The sequence below is a fragment of the Catenulispora sp. GP43 genome (assembly GCF_041260665.1).
Classification (GTDB): domain Bacteria; phylum Actinomycetota; class Actinomycetes; order Streptomycetales; family Catenulisporaceae; genus Catenulispora.
This window is the reverse complement of sequence record NZ_JBGCCT010000032.1, coordinates 108,752-131,389: the sequence shown is the minus strand read 5'-3', so window position 1 is coordinate 131,389 and position 22,638 is coordinate 108,752. Positions and strand designations below refer to the sequence as shown.

18 protein-coding genes are annotated in these 22,638 nt (G+C 72.0%); 11 read left to right on the top strand and 7 right to left on the bottom strand.

Annotated elements, in window-relative coordinates:
• The first annotated feature begins 195 nt into the window (after positions 1–195).
• The 7 genes from ABH926_RS43085 to ABH926_RS43055 all read left to right on the top strand — a co-directional run bounded on the left by ABH926_RS43085 (position 196) and on the right by ABH926_RS43055 (position 11,704).
• Complete coding sequence (locus ABH926_RS43085) at positions 196–2,223, top strand: protein kinase (RefSeq protein ID WP_370372381.1); 2,028 nt, start codon at positions 196–198, stop codon at positions 2,221–2,223.
• Positions 2,224–2,331: 108 nt separating this feature from the next.
• On the top strand, positions 2,332–3,147 hold the full coding sequence (locus tag ABH926_RS43080; RefSeq protein ID WP_370372380.1) for a response regulator: 816 nt from the start codon (positions 2,332–2,334) through the stop codon (positions 3,145–3,147).
• A 141-nt stretch (positions 3,148–3,288) separates the two neighbouring features.
• Positions 3,289–3,543 carry a hypothetical protein gene (locus tag ABH926_RS43075; RefSeq protein ID WP_370372378.1) on the top strand — a complete coding sequence of 85 codons (255 nt, stop codon included), beginning with the start codon at positions 3,289–3,291 and terminating at the stop codon, positions 3,541–3,543.
• 247 nt (positions 3,544–3,790) lie between these two features.
• On the top strand, positions 3,791–4,714 hold the full coding sequence (locus ABH926_RS43070; RefSeq protein WP_370372376.1) for a hypothetical protein: 924 nt from the start codon (positions 3,791–3,793) through the stop codon (positions 4,712–4,714).
• Positions 4,715–4,852: 138 nt separating this feature from the next.
• The gene (locus ABH926_RS43065) at positions 4,853–8,206 is read left to right on the top strand and encodes a hypothetical protein (RefSeq protein WP_370372374.1); all 3,354 of its coding nucleotides are present in this window, start codon (positions 4,853–4,855) and stop codon (positions 8,204–8,206) included.
• Positions 8,207–8,224: 18 nt separating this feature from the next.
• A complete protein-coding gene (locus tag ABH926_RS43060; protein WP_370372373.1) occupies positions 8,225–10,792 on the top strand; it encodes a CHAT domain-containing protein in 2,568 nt (855 codons plus the stop codon).
• A 6-nt stretch (positions 10,793–10,798) separates the two neighbouring features.
• Positions 10,799–11,704 carry a toll/interleukin-1 receptor domain-containing protein gene (locus ABH926_RS43055; protein WP_370372371.1) on the top strand — a complete coding sequence of 302 codons (906 nt, stop codon included), beginning with the start codon at positions 10,799–10,801 and terminating at the stop codon, positions 11,702–11,704.
• A gap of 30 nt (positions 11,705–11,734) precedes the next feature.
• Here the strand turns inward: ABH926_RS43055 and ABH926_RS43050 are convergent, their stop codons facing one another.
• Genes ABH926_RS43050 through ABH926_RS43040 form a run of 3 tightly spaced genes read right to left on the bottom strand, consistent with a single transcriptional unit; the run spans position 11,735 to position 14,464 of the window.
• The gene (locus ABH926_RS43050) at positions 11,735–12,571 is read right to left on the bottom strand and encodes a GNAT family N-acetyltransferase (protein WP_370372369.1); all 837 of its coding nucleotides are present in this window, start codon (positions 12,569–12,571) and stop codon (positions 11,735–11,737) included.
• A gap of 37 nt (positions 12,572–12,608) precedes the next feature.
• Positions 12,609–13,223 (bottom strand): NUDIX domain-containing protein, encoded by a 615-nt coding sequence (locus ABH926_RS43045; RefSeq protein WP_370372368.1) that lies wholly within the window; start codon positions 13,221–13,223, stop codon positions 12,609–12,611.
• Positions 13,220–14,464 carry a helix-turn-helix domain-containing protein gene (locus tag ABH926_RS43040; RefSeq protein WP_370372366.1) on the bottom strand — a complete coding sequence of 415 codons (1,245 nt, stop codon included), beginning with the start codon at positions 14,462–14,464 and terminating at the stop codon, positions 13,220–13,222. Before ABH926_RS43040 ends, ABH926_RS43045 begins: the two co-directional genes overlap by 4 nt.
• Before the next feature lie 68 nt (positions 14,465–14,532).
• Here ABH926_RS43040 and ABH926_RS43035 point away from each other — a divergent pair, with 68 nt between their 5' ends.
• Both ABH926_RS43035 and ABH926_RS43030 read left to right on the top strand, forming a co-directional pair.
• Positions 14,533–15,807: a hypothetical protein gene (locus ABH926_RS43035; RefSeq protein ID WP_370372364.1), complete on the top strand. Its 1,275-nt coding sequence runs from the start codon at positions 14,533–14,535 to the stop codon at positions 15,805–15,807.
• A gap of 10 nt (positions 15,808–15,817) precedes the next feature.
• Positions 15,818–16,984, top strand: coding sequence for a PucR family transcriptional regulator (locus ABH926_RS43030; protein ID WP_370372362.1), 1,167 nt, complete (start codon positions 15,818–15,820; stop codon positions 16,982–16,984).
• A 20-nt stretch (positions 16,985–17,004) separates the two neighbouring features.
• Here ABH926_RS43030 and ABH926_RS43025 read toward each other — a convergent pair whose 3' ends face one another.
• The 4 genes from ABH926_RS43025 to ABH926_RS43010 all read right to left on the bottom strand — a co-directional run bounded on the left by ABH926_RS43025 (position 17,005) and on the right by ABH926_RS43010 (position 21,679).
• The gene (locus tag ABH926_RS43025) at positions 17,005–18,240 is read right to left on the bottom strand and encodes a sugar ABC transporter permease (protein WP_370372392.1); all 1,236 of its coding nucleotides are present in this window, start codon (positions 18,238–18,240) and stop codon (positions 17,005–17,007) included.
• 263 nt (positions 18,241–18,503) lie between these two features.
• Positions 18,504–19,292, bottom strand: coding sequence for an ATP-binding cassette domain-containing protein (locus tag ABH926_RS43020; RefSeq protein ID WP_370372360.1), 789 nt, complete (start codon positions 19,290–19,292; stop codon positions 18,504–18,506).
• A 59-nt stretch (positions 19,293–19,351) separates the two neighbouring features.
• On the bottom strand, positions 19,352–20,440 hold the full coding sequence (locus ABH926_RS43015) for a sugar ABC transporter substrate-binding protein (protein WP_370372359.1): 1,089 nt from the start codon (positions 20,438–20,440) through the stop codon (positions 19,352–19,354).
• Between the two features lie 300 nt (positions 20,441–20,740).
• Entirely contained in the window at positions 20,741–21,679 is a 939-nt protein-coding gene (locus tag ABH926_RS43010) for a GlxA family transcriptional regulator (protein ID WP_370372357.1), read from the bottom strand.
• A gap of 162 nt (positions 21,680–21,841) precedes the next feature.
• Between ABH926_RS43010 and ABH926_RS43005 the strand changes: the two genes are divergently transcribed.
• Together ABH926_RS43005 and ABH926_RS43000 are read left to right on the top strand one after the other, a co-directional pair.
• Entirely contained in the window at positions 21,842–22,336 is a 495-nt protein-coding gene (locus ABH926_RS43005; protein ID WP_370372355.1) for a hypothetical protein, read from the top strand.
• A gap of 2 nt (positions 22,337–22,338) precedes the next feature.
• The gene (locus tag ABH926_RS43000; RefSeq protein WP_370372390.1) at positions 22,339–22,608 is read left to right on the top strand and encodes a DUF3817 domain-containing protein; all 270 of its coding nucleotides are present in this window, start codon (positions 22,339–22,341) and stop codon (positions 22,606–22,608) included.
• Positions 22,609–22,638: the final 30 nt, after the last annotated feature.

Sequence of the window (22,638 nt, the reverse complement as noted above, 5' to 3'; positions counted from 1 at the left end):
GCGCGCACGGCCCCCCCCCCCCCCCGGGGGGGGGGCGCGCCCGCCCCCCCCCCCCCCCCCCCCCCCCCCCCCCCCGGCGGGGGGGGGGGGGGGGGGGGCGCCGCCCCCCCCCCCCCCCCCCCCCCCACCGCCCCGTCGTGCTTTTGTTTCGCCGGGGATATCGCCGATGTCGTGGAACGGACAGGAACGCAGGTCATGACACGCCACAGTGGTTCGACGGGTACGGCGCCGAAGGTGCCGAAGGCGGCGCAGGCTGCCGAGCGGCCGGAGCGGCCGGAGCGCGTCCGGGGATACCGGGATCTGACGCGCATCGGGCACGGCGGCTTCAGCGTGGTCTACCGGGCCGTGCAGGAGTCCTTCGAACGCGACGTCGCCCTCAAGCTGCTGACCATCGTCGGCCCCGACGAGGACGCCCGGCGCCGGTTCGAGCGCGAGGTCCGGCTGGCCGGCCGGCTCAGCGACCACCCGCACGTGGTGACCGTGCTGGACACCGGGACGACGGCCGCGGGCCGGCCGTACCTGGCCATGGACCTGTACGACGGCGGGTCCATGAAGCAGTGGCTGAACCGGCGCGGCCCGCTGTCCGGGCCGCAGGCGGCCGGGGTCGGCGCGAAGATCGCCGACGCGCTGCACGCCGCGCACGCGCTCGGGGTGCTGCACCGGGACGTGAAGCCCAACAACATCCTGGTCTCCCGGTACGGCGAGCCGGCGCTGGCCGACTTCGGCGTGTCGTGGCTGCTGGACGCCAGCAACTCCAGCTCGGTGCTCGACGTGTTCTCCCCGCAGCACGCGGCGCCGGAGCTGATGACGCGGGGCGTGCCGACGGCCTCCTCCGACGTGTACGCGCTCGGCTCGACGCTGTACGAGCTCATCGCCGGCCACCCGCCGTTCGGCGGCCCGGGCCAGGACGTGCGCCGGACCATATACCTGGCGCTGAGCGAGCCGGCCCCGAGGTTGGAGTGCCCTGACATGCCGGGGCTGCCGGCGGTCATCGAGCGGGCCATGGCCAAGGAGCCCGAGGACCGGTTCCCGGACGCGGCCGCCTTCGGCCGCGCTCTTCGGGCCCTGATCCCCGACGGCCGCTCGGCCGCGCTGGTGATGGCCGATCCGGAGGCGCCCGCGTTCGCCGCCGCGCCACCATCGCCGCCGGAGCCGGTTCTCCCGGCCCCGGCCGATCCGTCCGGCTCGGTCGACATGACCGACGCCATGGCCGTCTACTCCGGGGACGACGACTACGTTCCGCGTCCGGACGACACCATGGTCCGTCCGGACCGGGTGGACGCCGACGCGCCGATCCCCGGCCCGCGCGGCGGCAGCCGGCGGCGGCCGGAGGACCGGCGCGTCGCTGCGGACGGCGGCCGGGACAGCAGCAGGGGCGGCGGACGAGACTCTGGCCGAGATGGCGGTCGCGACGGTCGCGACGGTCGAGACGCCGGTCGAGGCCGGCGCGGCGGATACGGCGAGCGGTCGGCGGTCGGAGCCGACGCGGGCGGCCGGCGCGGCGCGGGCAAGCCGTTGGCGGTGGTCGCGCTGCTCGCCGTGGTCGCCGTCGGTGCGTACTTCCTGGTGACGTCGCAGGGTTCGGCGACGTCCAAGAACACCGCCGCCCCCGGTCTGACGCCGACCACGGGCAGCACCGGCCCGGCCAGCACGTCCGCCGCCGCGCACAGCTCGTCGGCGTCCAGTTCCTCGCGGTCGAGCTCCAGCAGCTCGCCGTCGGAGACCCGCCACAGCTCCTCGGCGGCGCCGAGCCACACGGTCACGACCACGGTAGCGTCCTCCAGCGCCCCGGGACTGCCGCCGGCGACCTCGGCGACCGGACCGCTGCTCCCGGCGAACTTCCACCGGCTGCGGAACTCGGCGACCGGGGACTGCCTGGCGCAGTCCGGCGGCGGCGCCGGCCACCAGGGCTGCGCGGACGTCAAGGGGCAGGGCTGGGAGTCCACGGTGCCGCTCACCGGGATCCTCGGGGCCGTCACCGGCCAGGAGGAGCTGGTCAACGGCGACAGCAACGACTGCCTGACCGGTGGCGGCGGCGTGAGCATCAAGTCGTGCAGCGGCGACATGGCGCAGCTGTGGTCCAAGACCGGCGGCTCCGGCGGGGCCACCGAGCTCCAGAACGGCGCCGACCTGCTGTGCCTGAAGGCGGCGGGAGGCTCGGTGTCGGAGGCGCCGTGCGACGGGGACCCGGCCGAGATGTGGGCCGAGGACGGCACCGTCTGAGATCTTCATCGAGTTGCCAACCACCGAGTATGAATGGTCCGGTACCGTCGGGGTAGTGCCAGAGGCGCCGGCGAAGGACGCCGGAGGAACAGAAGGCGGCGGGACAGCATGGTCAAGGTTCTGATCGTCGACGACCAGGTGTTGATCCGGGCCGGGATGGCGGCCATCCTGCGCGCCGCGCCCGGCTACGAGGTGGTCGGCGAGGCGTGCGACGGCACCGAGGCGGTGACCATGGCCGCGCTCACCGAGCCCGACGTGGTGCTGATGGACATCCGGATGCCGGACATGGACGGGATCGCCGCGACCCGCGCGATCCTGGCCTCGGGCCGCGAGAACCTGCCGCGCATCCTCATCCTCACCACCTTCGACATGGACCAGTACGTGTACGAGGCGCTCCGCGCCGGCGCCGACGGCTTCGTGCTGAAGGACACCCCGCCCGAGCGCCTGCTCGCGGCGCTCAAGGCGGTCGCCGACGGCGACACGCTGTTCTCCTCGACCGTGACCCGCCGCCTGGTCCAGGCCTACGTCACCGCCGCCGGCCTCGACGGCGAACCCCAGGGCCCCGGCCCCGGCGCCGGACTGCCGCCGGGCGCCGGACCGGCCCCGGCCCCGGCGCCGGGTGCCGCCGCGGACTGGCCCGCGGTCGGCCTCGTCCCCCGCTCCCGGCGCCCCGAGGCCGCCTCCTCGGCCGAGCGCGCCGCCCTGGCCGCGCTCACCACCCGCGAGACCGACGTCCTGCGCCTGGTCGCCACCGGCCTGTCCAACGGCGAGATCGCCGAGCGGCTGGTGGTCAGCGAGGGCACGGTGAAGACGCACCTGAACCGCGCGATGGCCAAGCTGAACCTCTCGAGCCGGGCCCAGGCGGTGGTGCTGGCGTACGAGTCGGGTTTGGTGGTCGCGGGCCAGCCGCAGGTACAGGTGTAGCTGACAGGCGCATCTGAGTGGACTCCCTGTCCGGGCGATCACCGCTATGGCAACGCTCTTTTTTGTTCCCCGCTTGACCTGCGGGGACACGGGGGAGGGGTTCAAACGATGGCGCGTCCGACGCAAGCAGCGGATCGTGACATGGACGCCGTCCGTGGAACGGCCACCGCTCTGGTGGATCTGGTGCTCACCGACGATTACGCGTACATGGACGCGCTGCCGATCGCCGTACAGACCTCGGTGCTCACACCGCTCGCGATGCTCAGTGACGCTTTGGATGATCGGGTAGACGACCCGATCATCATCGCGGCGATTCGCGCCGTTAAGGGCTCGGTGCGGAATGTCCTGGCGCAGTGCCCTCTGGAAATGAGAGAACTGATCGAGGCGCTCCCGTAGCGCCGGCTGGCGTGCCCGTCCCGGAAGCAACCGCCGGACGGGACCGTCAGTCTCATTCCGTGGGATCGCAACACGCAACCCGTCGATAACGCCTCGACCTGTCAGTGGCAGGCATCAGAATATTGGTGTTCCTCAACACGGGCGTCCGGGGATGATGAGACGCCGCAGGTCGACGTTCTCGCGGGATGGGGGTACGGAAATGGTCAATAGTCTTATATCGCGGTCGCGCGTTCAAGGTGCTTACGCCTTGGCCGGTGTTGTTCTGGTCGGGTCCCTGGCGGCATGCGGTGGCGGCGGCAGCAGTTCCTCCTCCTCGAACCAGTCCTACGGCACCAGTTCCTCCGACACCTCGGCCGAGGTCACCACCTCCTCGCCGAGCCCCACCACCATGAGCTCGGCGGCCTACGCGCAGAGCCTGACGGCCATCGGCACGGAACTGGCGCCGGACTTCCAAGCCGTCGCCAACGCCCACTCGACCGATGACGCGAAGAGCGCGCTGAACAAGCTGTCGGCGGACGCGCAGACCCTGTCCGACGGCATGCCCAGCGACCCGCCGGACGCGCTGTCGGCGTCGACGACCCAGCTGGCGCAAGCACTGCGGGACTTCTCGACGTCGGCGGGCACCACGGCGAGCGACCTGGGGTCGACGGTGTGCACCTCGGCCGCGGCGCTGGCCGAGTTCACGCGTTCGGCCGGCGCGACGTCCCTGCGGGGCGTGGCGACCTCGCTCAACGCCGTGGACCCCTCCTACGGCAAGGACCTCGCGTCCTTCCTGCCGGCGCCGATCGCCGACCAGAACCGGCAGCTGGGCAACGGCCAGGTGCTGCGGCACTCCTCCGGGCCGGGGTCGCTGACCATCAACAACTCCGGCACCGACGCCATCGTCACGCTGACCAAGGCCGGGACCAAGACCCCGGTCGCCTCGGTCTACGTGCGGGCCAACGCCAACACGACGCTGAGCGACATCCCGGGCAGCACCTTCGACATCTACGTCAGCTCCGGAAGCGACTGGGACAGCGCGGCGCAGAAGTTCAGCCGCCAGTGCTCGTACCAGAAGACCGACTCGACCTGGGACTTCAGTGACTCGGACTGGACGCTGACGCTGACCCGGCAGGTCAACGGCAACCTGTCGGTGTCCACGCTGAACCCGGGCGACGCGCCGAACCCGTGACCGGTGAGTGAGGATCGGCACCGGCCGCACTGAAACAGACACAGACGCAGATACAGCTACAGACGCAGATACAGACACAGACATAGATAGAGCTACGAACACTGACACTGGCCGCGAGCGGCAGGACGGTGGGACGCGATGAGCACCTGGACACTGCGCGGCGCCGTGGCCGACCGCCGCCGCCTGGCCGGCGCGGCGGCGGCCGCCGTCCTGGCCGCCGGCATCGGCCTCGGGGCCTGGGGCTTCGCCGGCGGCGGTGCGAAGGCCGCCGCGCCCTCGCAGATCGTCGTGCCCCGCACCGGCTTCGTCGTCTCCTACTCCGCCGCGGCCTCGCGGCTGACCGGGCTGGACGCCTCCGACGCCGACGACCAGATCCGCGACTGGATCCGGACCGGGCTGGCCGCGCACCTGGGGATGACCACCGCGGCCGTCCGTGACGCGTCCTACGACACCCTCCCGGTGCGCGACCAGGGTTTCACCGATCTGGCGGACCAGCAGGTGGGGCCGGGCCGGGAGCTCGCGGACACCAGCGGCGTGCTGCATCTGCTGGTCCCGCAAGGCGATCCGTCCGAGAACCGCACCGTCGGGCTGCTGATGGACCAGTACCGCACCGACCACGGCGCCGATCCCGAACTGGTCCAGATCCACCACTACACGATCGACCAGGGCACGCAGACCGCCGACGTCACCGCGGACCCGATCAGCACCCCCGACCAGGTCCGCGCCGACCACGGCTACGTGAGCATGCCGATCACCAGCCTCGACGACCTCGCGGCGTTCCTGAAGACGACCCAGTCGCTGTCCCAGCTGTCCGTCCAGGGCGACCAGGTCACGGCCTCCGGCTGGCGCTGGCCCGGGGTGCCGGCGGTCCCGATGACCGTCGACGACATCACCGTGCTGCAGAACGGCTACCAGGCGCACGCCCAGGGCAGCGGCCTGGCGCCGGGTTTCTCGTTGGATCCGCTGCCGGCCAAGACCGTCGGCGACCTCCGGGCCATGGCGCCGTCGCTGAGCACTGACATCGCCGGCCGCCTGCTGTCGAACTCCTGGACCGGCTCGCCGTTCAAGTCCTCCGACGACGTGCGGACCCAGGTCGAGAACGAGCTCTACAGCCCCAGCGACGACCAGGCCGCGCTGAACACCCGGCTCGGCCTGCCCACCGACCGCACCCAGCTGTGGGCGGTGGAGGAGTTCCTCAACGGCCACACCACGATGAGCCAGGCCCGCTATGACGGCGGCCTGGCCGGGAGCGCCGTCGGCGACTCCCTGGCCTACGTCGACTACGTGACGAAGAACTGGGTCGCCGGCGTCGGCCAGGGCGTGCCGACCCAGGCCGTCGGCGGCTTCCTGGCCGATCCGGCGGCGGTGACCCCGTGGAGCGAGTGCGCCGGCCCGAACGACCCGACGTCGGAATCCGGGCGGCTGTGGTTCGGCCGCAACGACAGCGCCTTCGCCTCCACCGACAACCAGATCGACATCGGGGCCGAGGCGGCCCGGCTGTTCGTCCGCGACGACGGCCCGAACGGCTCCGAGGTCGAGCCCAGCTACTCCTTCGGCCGGGCCCTGCAGTGGTGGGACGTGCACCAGCAGGACATCGAGGACTACGAGCCGCAATACCAGCGCCTGGACCAGATCATGCGCTGGAGCGGCGCCCTGGAGTGGCTGACGCACGAGGGCAAGGCGCTGCTGCCGACCGAGACGCAGACCCCTGCTCCGACCTCCTTCAAGGACTGGTACGCCGCGCACAACGAGCTGCGCGAGCGGGCCCCGATCGATTTCCTGACCCCGCCCTCGGCGACGCAGGAAGCGCTGATCGTCAACCCCAGCAGGGACTACCAGGACTGCGGGTACGTGGAGATCGAGGGCGGCGTGTCCCTCAGCGACTACTACGACCGCACCAACGGCCAGGACTACCATCCCGAGCTGCCCACCTCGGTCACCCGCGCCGGGCTGTTCGACTCGAAGTCGACCTACGACGACACCTCCGGCACCGGCGAGATCAGCCGGCTGTCCATCGACGACTCCGGGAAGGTCTCCGAGCGCGTCGACCGCACGCTGTCGACGTCCGGCGACACGGCGAGCGTGGACGTCAAGGCCAGCGGACGGAAGGTCATCCCGCTGGGGGACCTGAAGGTCTGGCGCTCCTCCGACACCGACCGGGAGCTCACCTACAGCGTGCGGGCCGAGGGGCACAGCGTCCAGGAAGACGTCACGTACGAGGGCAAGGACTTCGGCTCGCTGGACACCGCCGACACCGCGAACATCGTCACGGTCCAGTGGCGCTCCGGGACCGTGGACAAGGTCCGCCGCGCCCTGACCTCGATCCAGGCCAAGCTGTCCAAGGGCACCTCCAGCACGGTCCCGGCCGCGACCGACGGCGTGCTGTACGAGATGAAGGGCGCGGACGGGACGGTCAAGGACCGCGTGGGCGGACCCGGCCAGCCCTGGCTCGCCGTCACCACCACGGTGCCGGCCGCCGCGGACAGCCCGGCGTTCCGCATCGGCGGACCGGACGCGGACACCGGCGCAGCCTCGTTCATGGACGGCGGCTTCACGGCCGGGCCCGGCCCGCCGCCGGACGGCACCGGCTATCTCAGCGTCCTGCCGCCCTCCGGCGGGAGCGCCGCGTTCGCCGCCCTCACCGGCCCGCCCGACCGCTCGGACAAGACCGTCACCGTGCGGACGCTCAGCGGCCGGACGGCGCTGGTGTACGAGGACGGCGACGCCGTCGTGGTCTCGGCGTCCGATCCGGTGGTCGGCGACGACGGCGCGGTCGAGGGCGCGGCCCTGCTCCGCGACTTCCCGAAGATCAAGCAGCTGCTCGACGAGGCCGAGCAGGCCAAGGACGGCCGGCTGCACGCCGCGGCGCTCGGCGACGACGGCGCCGTCCTGGCCGCCGACGACGGCACGGTGATCCTGGCACCGCCCGGCAGCGACATCTTCGACCGGGTGGTGCGCGCGCTGGGACCGGATCTGGGCGGCACGGCGGTCTTCGACGTCGTGAAGCAGCACCAGGGCATCCCGGACGAGATCGTGGAGGACGAAGCCGGACCCCTGACACCCACCGGCGCGCCGACGACGATGCTCCTCGGCAGCCTGCTGCGGATCCCCGGTGTCGACGCCGTCTACTTCAGCCCCGGCCTGCGCGCCGCCCTGCACCTGGCGGCGGGCCCGATCGTCCCGGAGAACCTGCCGCCGACGTACCAGGTGACGGTGGTGCCGGTCTCGGCCGGCCACGACCCGCGCGACGAGAGCACGACGGCGCAACCGGACATCCGGACCTACGACGGCGCGCAGTGGAACCTGGTGAGCACCGCGGGGTTCAACAACCCCACCGGCCCGTCCGCGTGCCCGCCGATCGGTGCGGCGCCGACGCCCGGCACGGCGCCCTCGTCGGTGCCCTCGCCTTCGGCGGCGCCGGCCGGATCGCCGGTCGGGCAGGGCACGATCCTGATGGTCAGCCAGGCCGGCAAGGCCCAGCTCGTGTGCTGAGCCGGACGGGAGCCGACCGTGACTGAGAACTTCTTCCTCGATGGCCGGGAGACGCTGGCCGAGGCCCTGGAACAGGCGCGGTCGGCCGTCGCGGACGGGACGGATGCCGCCTACGCCCACGTCCTCGGACTCGTGGCCGCCGATGACGCGGCGCTGTGGGCGACCCTGGCGGCCGAGCATGTCAGCGCCCTGCGGTCGGCGGGCTGGTTGACGGACGCGGCCTCGTGGTGCGACCGGTATCTCCACGACGAACGCGGCCGGGCCCATCGCTTGCCGCTATTGATCGAGCGCGCTCAGGTGCGGTCCGAGTCCGGCACGCATGCCGCAGCCGCCTCCGACGCGGCTGAGATCCGCAAAGCGGTCGACAGCGATCCGGGCGCCGAGCTGGACTCCAATGCTCATGCCCGCCTGCGCCGGGTCGAGGGACTGGCTGCGAGGGAGCGTGCCACTGCCGATCGCCACCTGCGCGAGGCACGCGCTGTGTTCGAGTCCGTCGGCGATGCGGCAGCGGTGGCCGTCATCGACGCCGATCTGCGGCTCGTGGCGGCGCGCGGCGGCTCGGACAGGGCGGTGTCGGAGATCCTCGCCGAGGACTCGGGTGCCGTGCCATCGGTGCCGCGTGCGTTGGCACGCGCCGTGGCGCTCAAGGCCCGGCACCGTTATGAGGAGGCGCTTCAGGTTGTCGTGACGGCGCTTGCCTCCGAAGACCTCGACGCGGCCTTGCGGTTGCCGCTGCTGGAGGAGTTGGTCGGCCTGCTGGTGGCGTTGCGCCGGGGCAAGGCGTTGAAGGCCCTGGGCACGGAACTCTCGACACAGCTCTTGATGGAGAAGCAGACCCCAGTGGAGGCCGGCGGTTCGGCGGAGGGGACCGAACCGCCGGCCGTACGTTTCCTCAGGACTCTGCTGAACACCTTCGGCTTGCTGGACCGTGGCGCGGTGGAGCGGGCTCGTGCCGGGCTGGACGCCGTCCGCGCGCTGGCCGCTGACGACCGGGACCGGGCGCACTGGCACCTGGCATCCGGGGAGGTGTCGATCGCGGCCTTCAAACGCCGGAAGGGAGAAGCGGATCTCAGCTCAGCGGTCCGAGACCTGAACACCGCCTCCCGCCTCGCCGACGTCCATCAGCTCCTTGATGTGCGAATCCGAGCTCTGCGACTGCTCGGCGAGGCGCACGAACTCCTCAGACAGCCCGACCAGGCCTCGGACCATTGGGCCAGGGCGCACGCGCTGGAAGAGGAACTGGTCGCCCGGCAGGTCAGCGACGAGGTGCGGGCCGCGCTGCTGGAGGACATCCCCACCGAGCATGACGAACGGATCCGGGTCGCCGCCGAACTCGCCGTGTCCGGGCCCGGCGGCGACCCCGCGGCCACGGCCGTCGCGGCGGCGATCGTGGCGATGGAGTCGGCGCGCGGCGCCGCGATCCTGGCCGGCATCGCCCCCGACGCGGCGGCGTCGCTCCGCCGGCTCCCCGCACCCGGCGACGGCGCGGCCGCCTGGCAGTGGCTGCGGACGATCGCCGACGCGACGGCCCGGGACGAGGCGATCTGGATCATGCACGCCCGGCCCGGCCGCGTGCACCACGGCATCGTCGGGCGCGATCTGGTGCACCACGTCGATCTGCCGGCGGACCGGGGCGAGTTGGAGAAGCTCGTCAAAGCGCTGCGCAAGGAGTGCAACGAGTACCGGCTGGCCCAGTCCGCGGGCCGGGAGCAGGTCACGCGGCTCATGGACCGGCTCGGCGCCGCGATCGGGGCCGAGACGGTGCTCGGTCTGGTGCCGCCGCGGATCAAGCGGCTGGTGGTGGTCGCCGGGGGAGTGCTGTCCGACATCCCGCTGGCCGCGCTGCCGATCAAGGACGGTCCGGACGGCGCGTCGGTGCCGATCGTCTGCCGCTTCGCGCTGTCGGACCTGCCGTGTCTGTCGGCGCGTCCGTTGCTCCGTCAGCGGGCTGTCGGGAACCGGGGCGGTCGGGCTTTGATGATCAGCGCGTTCGAGGCCACACCCGAGGATTTCGAACGCGAGCTGCTGCGGACGGACTACCGGCGCGTGCGCGTCCTCGGCCACGGCCAGACCGACCCGAAGGACCCGTCCCGAACCTGGCTCCAGTTCGTCGGGACGAAGAACGAGCGGGACGGCCGGATCCAGCCGGGGCGGTTCCAGCAGGCGCGTCTGCAGGCCTGCGGCACCCTGATTCTCGGGGCGTGCGAGTCGGGGATGGCTCAACGCGTGGGCCGCGACGAGCGGACCGGATTCGTCCGGGCCGGCCTGCACGCCGGCGCGGCCTCGGTGGTGGCGGCCCGGTGGGTCGCAGAGGTCTCCGTCACCGCGGTCCTGCTGGACCGGTTCGAGGGCTACCTGCGGTATCTGCCGCGCGATGTGGCCTTGCAGCGCGCGCAGCTCGACGTCCGCGACGGCCGGGCGGTGCCGGCCGCGGACGTGCCCGAGCCGGGGCATCCGGCCTGGTGGGCGTGCTGGACTTTGTACGGGGATTCAGGGCATCAGGTGAAGGCGCCTATATTGCGTGCGTCGGCCCGTCGGCCGGCGCACGTGATCCGCCGCCTGTTCCGCCCGCCCGAGACCGAATGAGAGACCATGCCGCATCATCCCGACGGCCGGGGGCCGGCCGTCTTCATCTCCTACGCGACGGCCGACCGCACCGAGGTCCTGAAGTTCCACCAGGATCTGCTGGACCGGGGGATCGACCCCTTCCTCGACATCATGGACATCCTCCCCGGCGACGACGTCGTGATGAGCATCAACGGCGCCCTGGAGCGCTCGGACTTCTACGTGCTGGTCTGGTCCGCGGCGGCCCGTGACCGCTACTGGGTCAACAGCGAGATCTCCGCGGCCATGGTGCTGGAGCAGCGCCGCGCGCGTCCGTTCGTGTTCATCGTGCGCCTGGACGACAGCGAACTGCCTCCGGTCCTGGCCCCGCGCCGCTATCTGGACGCCTTCGGCGGCCGCCGTCAAGCCGCCGCCGACCAGCTGACCGCGGTCTGGACACGGGACCGCGAGGTCGGCACCAAAGTCCTGCCCGCCCCGGCCCCGATCCCCGAGCCCGCCCCGCGCGAGGAGCCGACGCTGCACATCTACGCGCGCAACCAGTCACTGCGCGTCTCGCACGAAGTGCGGATCCCGGTGGGCGCCACCTCGCGCGACCTGGTCGCCGCCCTCACCGAGCAGCTCGCGCTGCCGATCGAGGCCACGGAGTACGGCGGCGCGGTGGGTGTCCGCTTCGCCTACCGTTACCGCCATGCCGGCGAGTCGTTGGCTGAGGACTCTGATGTCCCGCTGGCGCTCGGCGAGGGTGATGTCGTGGACATCGAGGTGGTGGTCGAGCCGTTCGGCCCGGACGGCGCGCTGGCGGATCCGGTGTCGTTCCTGCCGGGGCGCGATTACGCGATCCCGCCGGAGATGATCCGGGAGCTGTGTGAGAAGGCGATCGAGCATCTGATGGCGGACGATCCGGAGGACGATCAGGACTCTGAGAGGGAGTGAGTTCGGGGCGGGCTCAGGACTCCCTGGGGCTCAGACCTCCCGGCGGTGCATCCACTTGTGCCAGCCGGTGGCCTCCGAGCTGTGGCCGTTGCGGCGGAAGGCCCGCTGCATCGGGATGTTGAGGGTGTCGGTGTCCGAGAGCATGGCGTGGAAGCCGAGGTCCCGGGCCGTCCGGTTGGCGAGTTTCAGGAGCGCGTCGACGTGGCCGCGTCCGCGGTGCTCCGGCGCGACCCCGATGTACGTGATGGTGCCCACGCCCGGATCGAACTCGCCGACGGCCACGTATCCCACGGCCTGTCCGCTCGCGGCGTCCTCGGCCAGCAGCCAGGTCGAGTCGCCGCAGCCGGCCAGGAACTCCGTCGCCCAGCGGGACGGTCCCATCGCGGCCACGGCGTCGACGTCGATGCGGTCCAGACTGTCGGTCGTGCACGCAGCCATCAGTTCGGCGAACCGATCGGTGCCGACTTCCGCGAGCGTCCGCACCGTGATGCCCTCCGGCGCCGGCAGGTCCTGGCCCTCATCGGACCACCAGAACCCCTCCTCCTCCTGCCACAGTTCGAAGCCGCAGGACTCCAGCAGTGCGATCTGCCCTGCCGGGTCGGTGTGCACCTCGGCGTTGATCGAGCTGTTGAGCACCTGCCCGGGCTCGGCGGCGGCGATGGCCGCCTCGAGGACCAGCCGCGCCGCGGTCGACTGTCCCGGTTCCCATCGGACCTTCACCAGACGCCCTGTCTCATCACCCATATACGACTTCGCCAACAGGTCGGCCTCGGCGAGCCGGACGCCGTCGGCCTCGGCGACGAACGGGATGCGCGGGCCGAGCGGGTTCCCGTCGACGACGGTGTCCAGGCGGGTGATAAGGATCAACAGCGGCCTCCAAGGACGGACTCGTAGCCCGTGCAGGCTACAACTCACCCCGCAATCGCTCCATCGCATAAAGCTCCCGCAGATGCCCGAACGACAGCAGTGCGTAAGCGCTCCCGGCGTGCCGGATCTGCCCGGACCACACCAGCTCCAGCGCCTGCTCGAACGACAGCCAGCACAGCGCCATGTCGGCCTCGCCGCCCTCGCGCGCCGCCTCGCCCTGCGTCAGGTCCCGGGCGACGAAGACGTGGTCGACGTGGTTGGTGAGGCTGTCGGCGCCGTTGACCGCGCCGACCGCGCTCCAGCGCGCGGCGCGCAGGCCGGTCTCCTCGGCCAGTTCGCGGCGGGCGGCGGCCAGCGGGCGCTCGTCGAAGGGCTCGATGGTGCCGGCCGGGAGGCGCCACTGGACGCCGCCGTGGGTGTAGATCCATTGGCGGGTCAGCAGGACCCGGCCGTCCTCGGCGACCGGCAGGACCGTCACCGAGCCGGGGGTGGCCACGTGGTGGTAGACGTCGGCCGCGCCGTCGGGGCGGATCACGGCGTCCTGGCGGACGTCGAACCAGGGCGTGGCCAGCACCACGGTGCTGTCCAGCCGCCGCCAGTCGGTGGCCTGCGCGCCGTCCCTGCCGTCCGCGGCGTCCGTCGCCCCGCTCATCGGGCGCGTCGTGTGGCGACGAGGGATTCGTCGAGGCTGTTGCGCAGCTCTCGCAAGGCGCGGACGTTGTGGTGGCGCATCAGGGCCCGGGACAGTCCGCGCAGTTCGGCGTCGGCGCCCGCGGAGCGGACCAGGCCGGCGTCCTCCAGCACCCGAAGGGTCACGGCCTGCATCTCCTCGAGTTCGCCGGAGGCCTCGTAGGCGAGGGCGAGCCGGGCTCCGAACAGCGCGCGCGAGCGGTGCGCCTCGGTCGGCGTCCGGTTCAGCGCGTCGGCCAGGAATTCGCCGGCGCGCCGGGGGCGGCCCAGGTCGTAGTGGCACCAGCCGGCGATGGCGTTGTCCAGGCCGCCGACCGTGACCGAGCCGACGACCGGCTCGTCCTGCGCGACGCGTTCGGGGTGGAGCAGATCGCGGGCGTGGTCCAGGGAACTCAGGCATCGTGCGTGGTCGCCGCGGACCGCGAAGGCCTGCGCCTGGCGGTGCGCGGCCAGGCCCCGGCTGCGGGCCCGGGCCCGCGGATCGGCCAGCACCCGCCCGGCCAGCTCCATCGCGGTCGCCGGATCCCCCTCGTACAGCGCCAGTTCCGCCTCCCGGACCAGCGTGTACGCCGCCAGGTCGGCGGCCTCGGCCCGGGTCGCCAGGGCCGCGGTGCGGCGGGTCCAGGCCAGCGCCAGGTCCAGGCGCCCGGCCTCCTGGCACATCCAGCCGATGAACTCGGCGTAGCGCGCCGACAGCAGGTGCAGCTGCCCGGCGGCCTCCGGCGCCGCCGTCTGCGCCAACTCCATCAGGGTGTCGAAATCGACGATCAGCCGCCGCAGCAGCAGTTCCGGGGGGAGCTGCTGGCTCAGCCGCCGGTGCCGGTCGAACTCCTCGCGGTAGTGGGCCAGCAGCCTGACATCCTCGGCCTCGCCCCGGCCCGCCGCCGACCGCAGCGCCAGCGGGACCGACAGCGCCTCGCCGAACGCGACCAGCTCGCCGCCCCAGTCCGGCTCGCCGTCCGGGTCGGCTGCGGCGCCGGATCCGCCCCGACGCCGCGGCTCTTCGGGCACCAACGCGACCAGGTCCCCGTCGGCGCCCAGCTCCACGTCGACCAGGATGGCCAACCGCCGGTTGGCCGGCAGCCGCCCGGTCTCGATCTTGCTCAGGTAACCCTTGTCGTAGTGCACGCGGTCGGCCAGCCCGGCCAGCGATATCTCGCGGCGCATGCGCAGGCGGCGCATCTCGATCCCGAACTCGGACACGTTTCCACCATAGCCAGCGTTGAGCCTGTAAAAGAGGCCTGAGACGGGCTGGCGGGAGGTTGCGTGTTGTGTCTTCCGAGGATATCTGCGGCCTCGGCCCGCCGCCGGTGCTGCGTCCCCGGCCCACCATCGAGGACTACGAGCACGATCTGGCGCGCATGCGCCATCCCGGCCACGACGCCCTCGGCCACCTGCGCGACCTGGTCCTGATCGGCCTCCGGGCGGGCACCATCGGCGTCGAGGACGTCTACCGCCGCGTGCGCCCCGCGACGATCGCGCTGACCGTGCTGTTGGACGCGGGCGTCGACCAGGCCGCCAGGGCGCTCGCCGGGCGGATCCGGGGCGGTGCCGGCGGCGACGTCGGACGCTGGGCCGAGGCTGTCGTCGCCGTCGACTCCTGGCCGGGCAGCCTCCACAGCCTGCTACGAGGCGAGCCGCACAGCGGAGACGACCCGCCGCTGCACGCCTTGCTGGGCCTGGACGATCACCTGTGGCGCGGCGCGAACATCCTGCTCGTGTTGGCACCGCCGCAGACCCTGCCCCGCATCGCGGCCCAGGCGGCCCCGATGGCCGCCACCGGCGCCGTCGTCGGCGCGCCGCGGGCCGTGCGCAACGCCCGTGCGCTGCTGCGGATCGCCAGCCACGTCCCGCTGTCCCGGACGATCGTCGACCACGCGCTGAGCCCGCAGGCCAGCGCGCGGGTCCGGATCCAACTGGCGTCGAACCCGCTGACGCCGAACGCGGTGCTCATCAGGCTGCTGACGTTCGCCGACCGCGAGCCGGGCGTCGCCGCCGCGATCAGCCTGCACGAGTGCGCCCCGCCGGCCGTGCGCCTGGCCGCGTACCGCGGGGTCCACGACCCGGAGGTCCTGGCCCAGGCCGGCGAGGCCCTGCGGCGCGACGCCGACGTGGTCCGGCAGGTCCACACGATCGCCTCGCTCGCCGCGCACGAGGCGCCGCTGGCGTACGCCCTGGTCCGGGACGCGCACCCGGAGCTGCCGACTGAGGCGCGGCTGTTCGCCTATGCGCATCTGGCGCGTATATCAGGAGTCGAAGGCGTCTGGACGCTGGAGATGAATCGGGCCGGTTCCTTGGAGCGGATGCATCCGGCGGTGCGGGCGTCGATGGAGTCCGGATCGGCCGTCCCACTGCTCGAAGCCGCGGTGGCCGATCCCTACCGCGGCATGAATCAGGACGCTGTCACAGCTGTGAGGGCGCTGCGGCGCGAGGAGCTGCTGGACCGGCCGTTCCCATGGCTGGACGACGCTTCAAGTGACCAGGACTCCCCACATAAGAGTGGTCAATCGGCGGTTCGTCCTGTCACCAGACCGCCGCCGCACTAAGGTGCGCCGTGTGGAGATCGCGAGCCCGCGGCCGGAGCACGGCGAGCAGAAGATGGCGGAGCTGACCATGCTCGCCGCCCTGATGCTGGACCGGGCCGAGCAGATCACCGACACCGTCGTGGACCCTGTCTACCAGCAGTTCCCCGTGTACGCCGGCATGGTGCGGCGCGAATCGCTGCGCGAATCAGTGCACGACCACGTCGTCTCCGCCTTCGACCCGATGGCCCGCAGCCAGAAGGCCGACCTGCGCGCCGCCGGGCCCACCGGCCGTACAGGGGCCGCCGACGGCATCCCGCTGACCGTCGTGATGGACGGCTACCGCGTCGCCTTCCGGGCGGTGTGGTCGGCCATCGTCGAGACGGCGCGCGGCATGGGGATGTCCGCCGACACGTGCCTGGACGCCGCCACGCGCAGCGAGGAACAACGCCGCGCGGCGGTGGTCCAGGCGCTGCTGGAGGGACGGCTGGGGGACACCAACCTGTGGGAGGCCGCCGAACTGCTCCGCCTGCCGGCCTCCGGCCCCTTCGTGGTGATCGCCGCCCGCGTGCCCGAGGTCGGACGGCACGCGCTCCCGCACATCGAGCAGGGCCTGGGCGTGCTGGGCATCGACTCGGCCTGGCGCCTGATGCACGACGTCGAGATCGGCGTCGCGGCCCTGCCCGGACCGAGCGCACAGCTGGACCGCCTGGTCACGGCGCTGCACGCGGGCGAAGGAGCGCGCGTCGGCGTATCGCCGCCCTACGACGACCTGCGCTCGACCTCGCTGGCCCTGCGCCTGGCCCGGATCGCCCTGCACGGAGCCGCCGAACGCCGCCGCGTCGTGGTCTTCGGCAGCGACCCGCTCTCGGCGGTGGCCGGCAGCGCGCCGGACATCATGCCGCGCGTGGCCCGCGGCATCCTGGCCGGCCTGGACCAGCTCACGGTGCAGGACCGCACCCTGCTGCTGGCCACCTTCGGCGCCTGGCTGGACGCCGACGGCTCGGCGGGCGAGGCCGGGCGCCGCCTGTTCGTGCACCCGAACACAGTGCGCAACCGGCTGCGGCGGCTGGAGAAGCAGACGGGGCGCTCGCTGTCGAACCCGCGCGCCATCGCGGAGCTGATCCTGGCTTACGAGATCGACTGCGGGACCCGCGCGGCGGTGGTCGAGGCGGCGGGGACGGCGGGGACGGCGCGGTAGCCGGCCCCGACCGCCGGCGGCTAGACCCGCCCGCTCGCCTTCTGCGTCCGCCGCGCCACCGCGTCGATGACCACCGCGGCCAGCAGCACGGCGCCGGTGACCATGTACTGGATGCTGTTCGACAGGCCCTGGATGTTCATGCCGGACTGGATCGAGCCGATGACCAGCGCACCGAGCAGTGCCGACCAGGTCTTGCCGCGTCCGCCGAACAGGCTGGTGCCGCCGATGACCGCCGCGGCGATCGCGTTCACCAGCAGGTTGCCGCCGCCGGAGGTCTGGGAGGCGGATTCGATCTGGCCGGCCAGGAACAGGCCGCCGACCGCGGCCATGAGGCCGCAGATCGAGAAGACCGTCAGGCGGATGAACGGCACGCTGATGCCGGCCCGGCGCGCGGCCTCGATGCTGCCGCCGACCGCGAAGATGCGGCGGCCGTAGACCGTGCGGCGCAGGATGAAGTCGCCGACCACGATGAAGATCAGGAAGATCAGCGGCGCCAGCGGCAGGCCCTTGTACTCGTTGAACACGTAGGCGGCGAGGAAGGCGACGATCGCCAGCAGGATGACTCGGGCGGCGATCTCGCCGACCGGCGGCGCCGGTACCTTGGCCCGCATCCGGCGCGCGCGGCCGTACATCGCCACCGCCGCGTAGAGTACGACGCCGATCGCCGCGGCTCCGTAAGCGGCGATCTGCTGGCCGTAGATGGTGTTGTAGAGCCTGGAGACGATGCTGGTGGGGGGCAGGTTGACGGTGCCGGTGGCGCCCAGGATGTTGAGCATCAGGCCGTTCCAGAACAGGAAGCCGGCCAGGGTGACGACGAATGCGGGCACGCCGATCCTGGCGAAGAAGAAGCCCTGGATGAATCCGGTGGCGATACCGGTGACCAGCGCCAGGATCAGCGCCAGATACTCGTTGACGCCGTTGTTCACCGACTCCACCGCGAACACCGCCGCGGCCAGGCCCGACACCGAGCCCACCGACAGGTCGATCTCGCCGAGCAGCAGGACGAACACCACGCCGAGGGCGATCATGCCGGTGCCGACGATCTGCTGGGAGAGGTTGGACAGGTTCTGCGCCGACAGGAACGTGCTGTTCAGGCTGTAGAACACGATCCAGATGACCGCCAGGGCGATGATCATCGGGAGCGAGCCGAGTTCGCCGCCCTTGACCCGGCGCATGAACTCGTTCCAGTAGCCGGAAAGGCCTTGTTCCCGGGCCATCAGCCGCGGGTCGGCGGCCGAGCCGGCGGCCGGGACCATGGTCTCGACGATCTCCCGGACGGCCTCCTTGGACTCCCCGGTCTCCTTCGCCACCCGGTTGGTGACCTCGGACGGGGCGACGCCGGCGGCCAGCAGTTCCTCGACCTTCCCGCTGACCGTGCCGCCGCCGGCCGGGGCCGCAGCCTCCTCGCCGGCGTAGTCGCCGGCGCCGGCCGGGCCCATCAGCGGGGCGTCCTTGCCTTCGCGCCCACGGCGGTCCTCGCCGCTGCCGCCGCCGGCACCGCCGGTGTTCGGGTCCTGGCTCATTCCTGTCCCTCCGCGTGGCGTGCCGCCCGCCGGGTGACGGCGTTGTCGGTGGCGCCGGTGATCGCCGAGATGATCTGCTCCTGGTTGGTCTGCCGCCGCTCGAAGATCCCGTTGTTCCGTCCCAGCCGCAGCACCGCGACCGTGTCGGCGACGGCCATCACGTCTTCCATGCTGTGGCTGATCAGGATCACCCCCAGGCCCCGGTCGCGCAGCCGCTCGACCAGGTCCAGCACTTGTGCGGTCTGCTCCACGCCGAGGGCGGCGGTGGGTTCGTCGAGCAGCACGACCTTGGGCTCGCCGATCAGCGAGCGGGCGATGGCCACGGTCTGGCGCTGGCCACCGGACAGCGAGGCGACCGGGATGCGGACGCTGGGGATGCGGATCGACAGCGTCTGCAGGAGTTCCCGGGAGCGGCCCTCCATGGCGATCTCGTCCAGGACCCCGGCCTTGGTGATCTCGTTGCCCAGGAACAGGTTGCCGACCACGTCCAGGTTGTCGGCCAGCGCCAGGTCCTGGTAGACGGTCGCGATGCCCAGCTTCTGGGCGTCGTGCGGGCCTTTGACGGAGACCGCGCCGCCCTGCCAGACGATTTCGCCCTGGTCGGGCTGGTTCACTCCGGAGATGGTCTTCACCAGGGTGGACTTGCCGGCGCCGTTGTCCCCGACCAGGGCGACGACCTCGCCGGCGTGCACGTCGAGGTCGACGCCCGTGAGGGCCTGCACGGCCCCGAACCGTTTGGACACCCCGCGCAGTTCCAGCACGGGTTGCGAACTGGGATCGAACATAGGGGTGCTACCTCCACGTCGGTTCGGAGCTCGGCAGGAGACTGTCTACGGCGTGCTGATCAGCAGGTGATGCCGATCTGCGCGGCGGTGTACAGGCCGTCCTTCACGACGGTGGTGCACATGTTGTTCTTGTCCACGACGATCGGGGTCAGCAGCTTGGACGGGACGGTGTTCCCGGAGCCGTTGGTCTGGGTCGTCGGCAGCAGGTTCGTGCCGGGGGTCTTGCCCTGCGCGAACTCGGCGGCCACGTCGGCGGCCGCGACGGCCTCCGGCTTGTACGGCTTGTAGACCGTCATGGTCTGGTTGCCGGCCTGGATCCGCTGCAGCGCGTCGAGCTGCGCGTCCTGTCCGGTCAGCGGGATGCCGTGCAGCCCGCCGGCCTGCAGCGCGGTGGAGATACCGGCGGCCATGCCGTCGTTGGCGGAGTAGACGCCCTGGATGTTCGCCGCGCCCAGGGCGGTGATGGCACCGGCCATCTCCTGGTTGGCGGTGTTCGGGTCCCAGTTCGGGGTGTCGTACTCCTTGCCGATCTTGACCTTGCCGTTGAGCGCGTTCATCGCGCCCTGCTTGAACTGGGCGGCGTTCGGGTCGGTGGGCGAGCCGTTGATCATCACGATCTGGTGGTTCGCGGCGTTCGCGCCCAGCGCGGTCAGCAGGGCGGTGCCCTGCAGTTCGCCGACCTTCACGTTGTCGAAGGAGACGTAGGCGTCGACCGGGCCCTGGGCGAGCCGGTCGTAGGCGACGACCTTGACGCCGGCGTCGTGTGCCTTCTGGACCGAGGCCTGGATCGACTTGGAGTCCACGGCGTCCAGGATCAGCACCTTGTCGCCCTTGGTCAGGGCGGTGTCGACCTGGGTCTGCTGGACCGTGGCGTCCTGTCCGGCGTTGTAGTAGTCGATGTTCACGCCGGGCAGCCGGGCCTGGAGCTCCTGCTCCAGATACGGCTTGTCGAACGCCTCGTACCGAGTGGTCTTGGATTCCGGCAGCAGGATGCCGATGCGGGTGCTCGCATTCGAGCCGGTCGCGGTGCCGCCGGACGAGCTGGAGTTGCTCGAGCTCTTGGCACTGCCGCAACCGGCGGCGGTGGCGGCCAGCACGGCCGCGGCGAGCACGATCCCAGCGGCCCGGGCCGGACGCAGGTGTCGCATGATGCGCTCACTTCTCTCCCGGCCGCCGGCTTTTCGGCGGCCTACTGTTTTCCCACTAGAGATCCACTTCGGGTGGGGCGCCAGTTGGAGAGGGCCATAAGGGTTGTTCGCGCTTCAGAGGGGGCTGGTGCGTGGTCGCGGGGGCGGGGATTCGATGATCAGTGCGATCGCGGCGGGGTGCCGCGGCCGCCTCGGCGGGCCCGGCTCGGGCCGCTGACCTGCGCCGCCGCCGAGCCGTGGGGCGGGTGGCGCCGTGCGGCCCCGCGCGGCGCCGTACGGCCCCGCGCGGAGCCCGCGACGTCAGCTGAAGGTCCGCCGGTACGCGTTCGGGCTGGTCCCCGTCGTCCGCTTGAACCGGTCGCGGAACGCCGTCGCCGAACCGAACCCCACCTGGGCCGCGATCCGCTCGACCGAGTGCTGCGTGGTCTCCAGCAGGTGCTGCGCGCGCCGGATGCGGGCCCGGTGCAGCCACTGGAGCGGTGTGGTGCCGGTCTGCTCGCGGAACCGGCGGATCAGCGTGCGGGTGCTCAGGCCGGCCTCGGCCGCGATGTCGGGGAGGGTGAGGTCGCGCCCCAGGTTGTCCTGGAGCCAGCCGAGCAGCGGTTCCAGGGTTCCGCCCTGGGGTGCGGGGGAGTGGTCCAGGACGATGAACTGGGCCTGCCCGCCCTCGCGTTCCAGCGGCATCACCGACAGGCGGGCCGAGTGCGCGGCGACCGCGGAGCCGTAGTCCTTGCGGATCATATGGAGGCACAGGTCCAGCCCCGCGGCCGCGCCGGCGGAGGTGAGGAACTGGCCGTTGTCCACGTACAGCACGCTGGCGTCCACCTCGATCGCCGGGTGCGCGGCGGCGAGCTGGTCGGCGGCGAGCCAGTGCGTGGTGGCGCGCAGGCCGTCGAGCAGGCCGGTCGCGGCCAGCGGGAAGGTTCCGACGCAGATCGAGGCGATGCGGGTGCCGTTCGCCGCGGCGGCGCGCAACGCCTCGCCGACGGCGGGCGGCAGCGGCGCCAGCGGGTTCTCGATGCCGGGCACGATGATCGTGTCCGCGTCCTGGAGGGCCGCCAGGCCGTACGGCGCGCGCAGGGCGAAGCTTCCCGCGCTCAGCTCGGGCTGCTCGGCGCACACGCGCACCTGGTAGCCGGGCCGTCCGTCGGGCAGACGGGCCCGGTTGAAGACCTCGATCGGCGTCGCGAGGTCGAAGGGGATCACGCCGTCCAGGGCGATGATGGCGACGGTGTGCATGGCGAGAACCTATCGTGGCGTGGCCGTCGGCACACGCTCGGTGGGCTTGTTCTCACGCTATTCTCGCACTTCAGAGCCATGGGATGCGGTGTGGCGTTTTTCCGTTGAAACCTGTCACTATTGCCACTGGGACGAGCCGCGGACGCCGGATAGCGTCACGAAGTGACCAAATTCCTGCTGTCGCTGCACGTCCTGGCAGCCATCATCGCGGTCGGGCCGGTGGCCGTCGCCGCGAGCATGTTCCCCAGATCCCTGCGCCGCGCTCATGAGGACTCCGGCGCCGTGACCGGGCTTCACCTGCTTCACCGCGTGTGCCGTGTGTACGCGGGGGTCGGCATCGCCGTCCCCGTCTTCGGGTTCGCCACCGCGAGCAACATGGGCGTTCTCGGCAGCGCCTGGCTGATCACGGCCATCGGGCTGACCGCCGTGGCCGCAGGCGTGCTCGCGATGTGGATTCTGCCCGCGCAGCAGGATGCGCTGGCTGAGCTGGGTGCGGCGGAGGCGTCGCCATCGCCGGGGACGCCGCCGGCGCCTCAGGCCGGTCCCGCTGTCCGGATCGCCGCCCGGCTGGCCGCCGCGACCGGCATCTTCAACCTGCTCTGGGCGACTGTCACGATCCTGATGATCGTGCGCCCCGGCTCGACGACGGGGGCGTGACCATGCTGACCCGCTCCTTCCGGATCGCGGCCCTGGTCGAGCTCGTCACGCTGGTGGTGTTGTTCGCCAACCTCGCCACCGTGAACCTCCAGCCGGTCGCCTCGGTGGTCGGCCCGACCCACGGCTGCGCGTACCTCGTCATCGTCCTGGCGACGTGGCGCAACGGCGGCGCGCCTCGGGCCGCCAAACTCGCGGCGCTGTTGCCGGGAGTCGGGGGCTACCTGGTCCTCCGGCTGTTGGCGACGACGCCGGCCGCTGCCGATGAGTCCTGATATCAGGGGCGTGAGTCCGGGGCGCCCCCT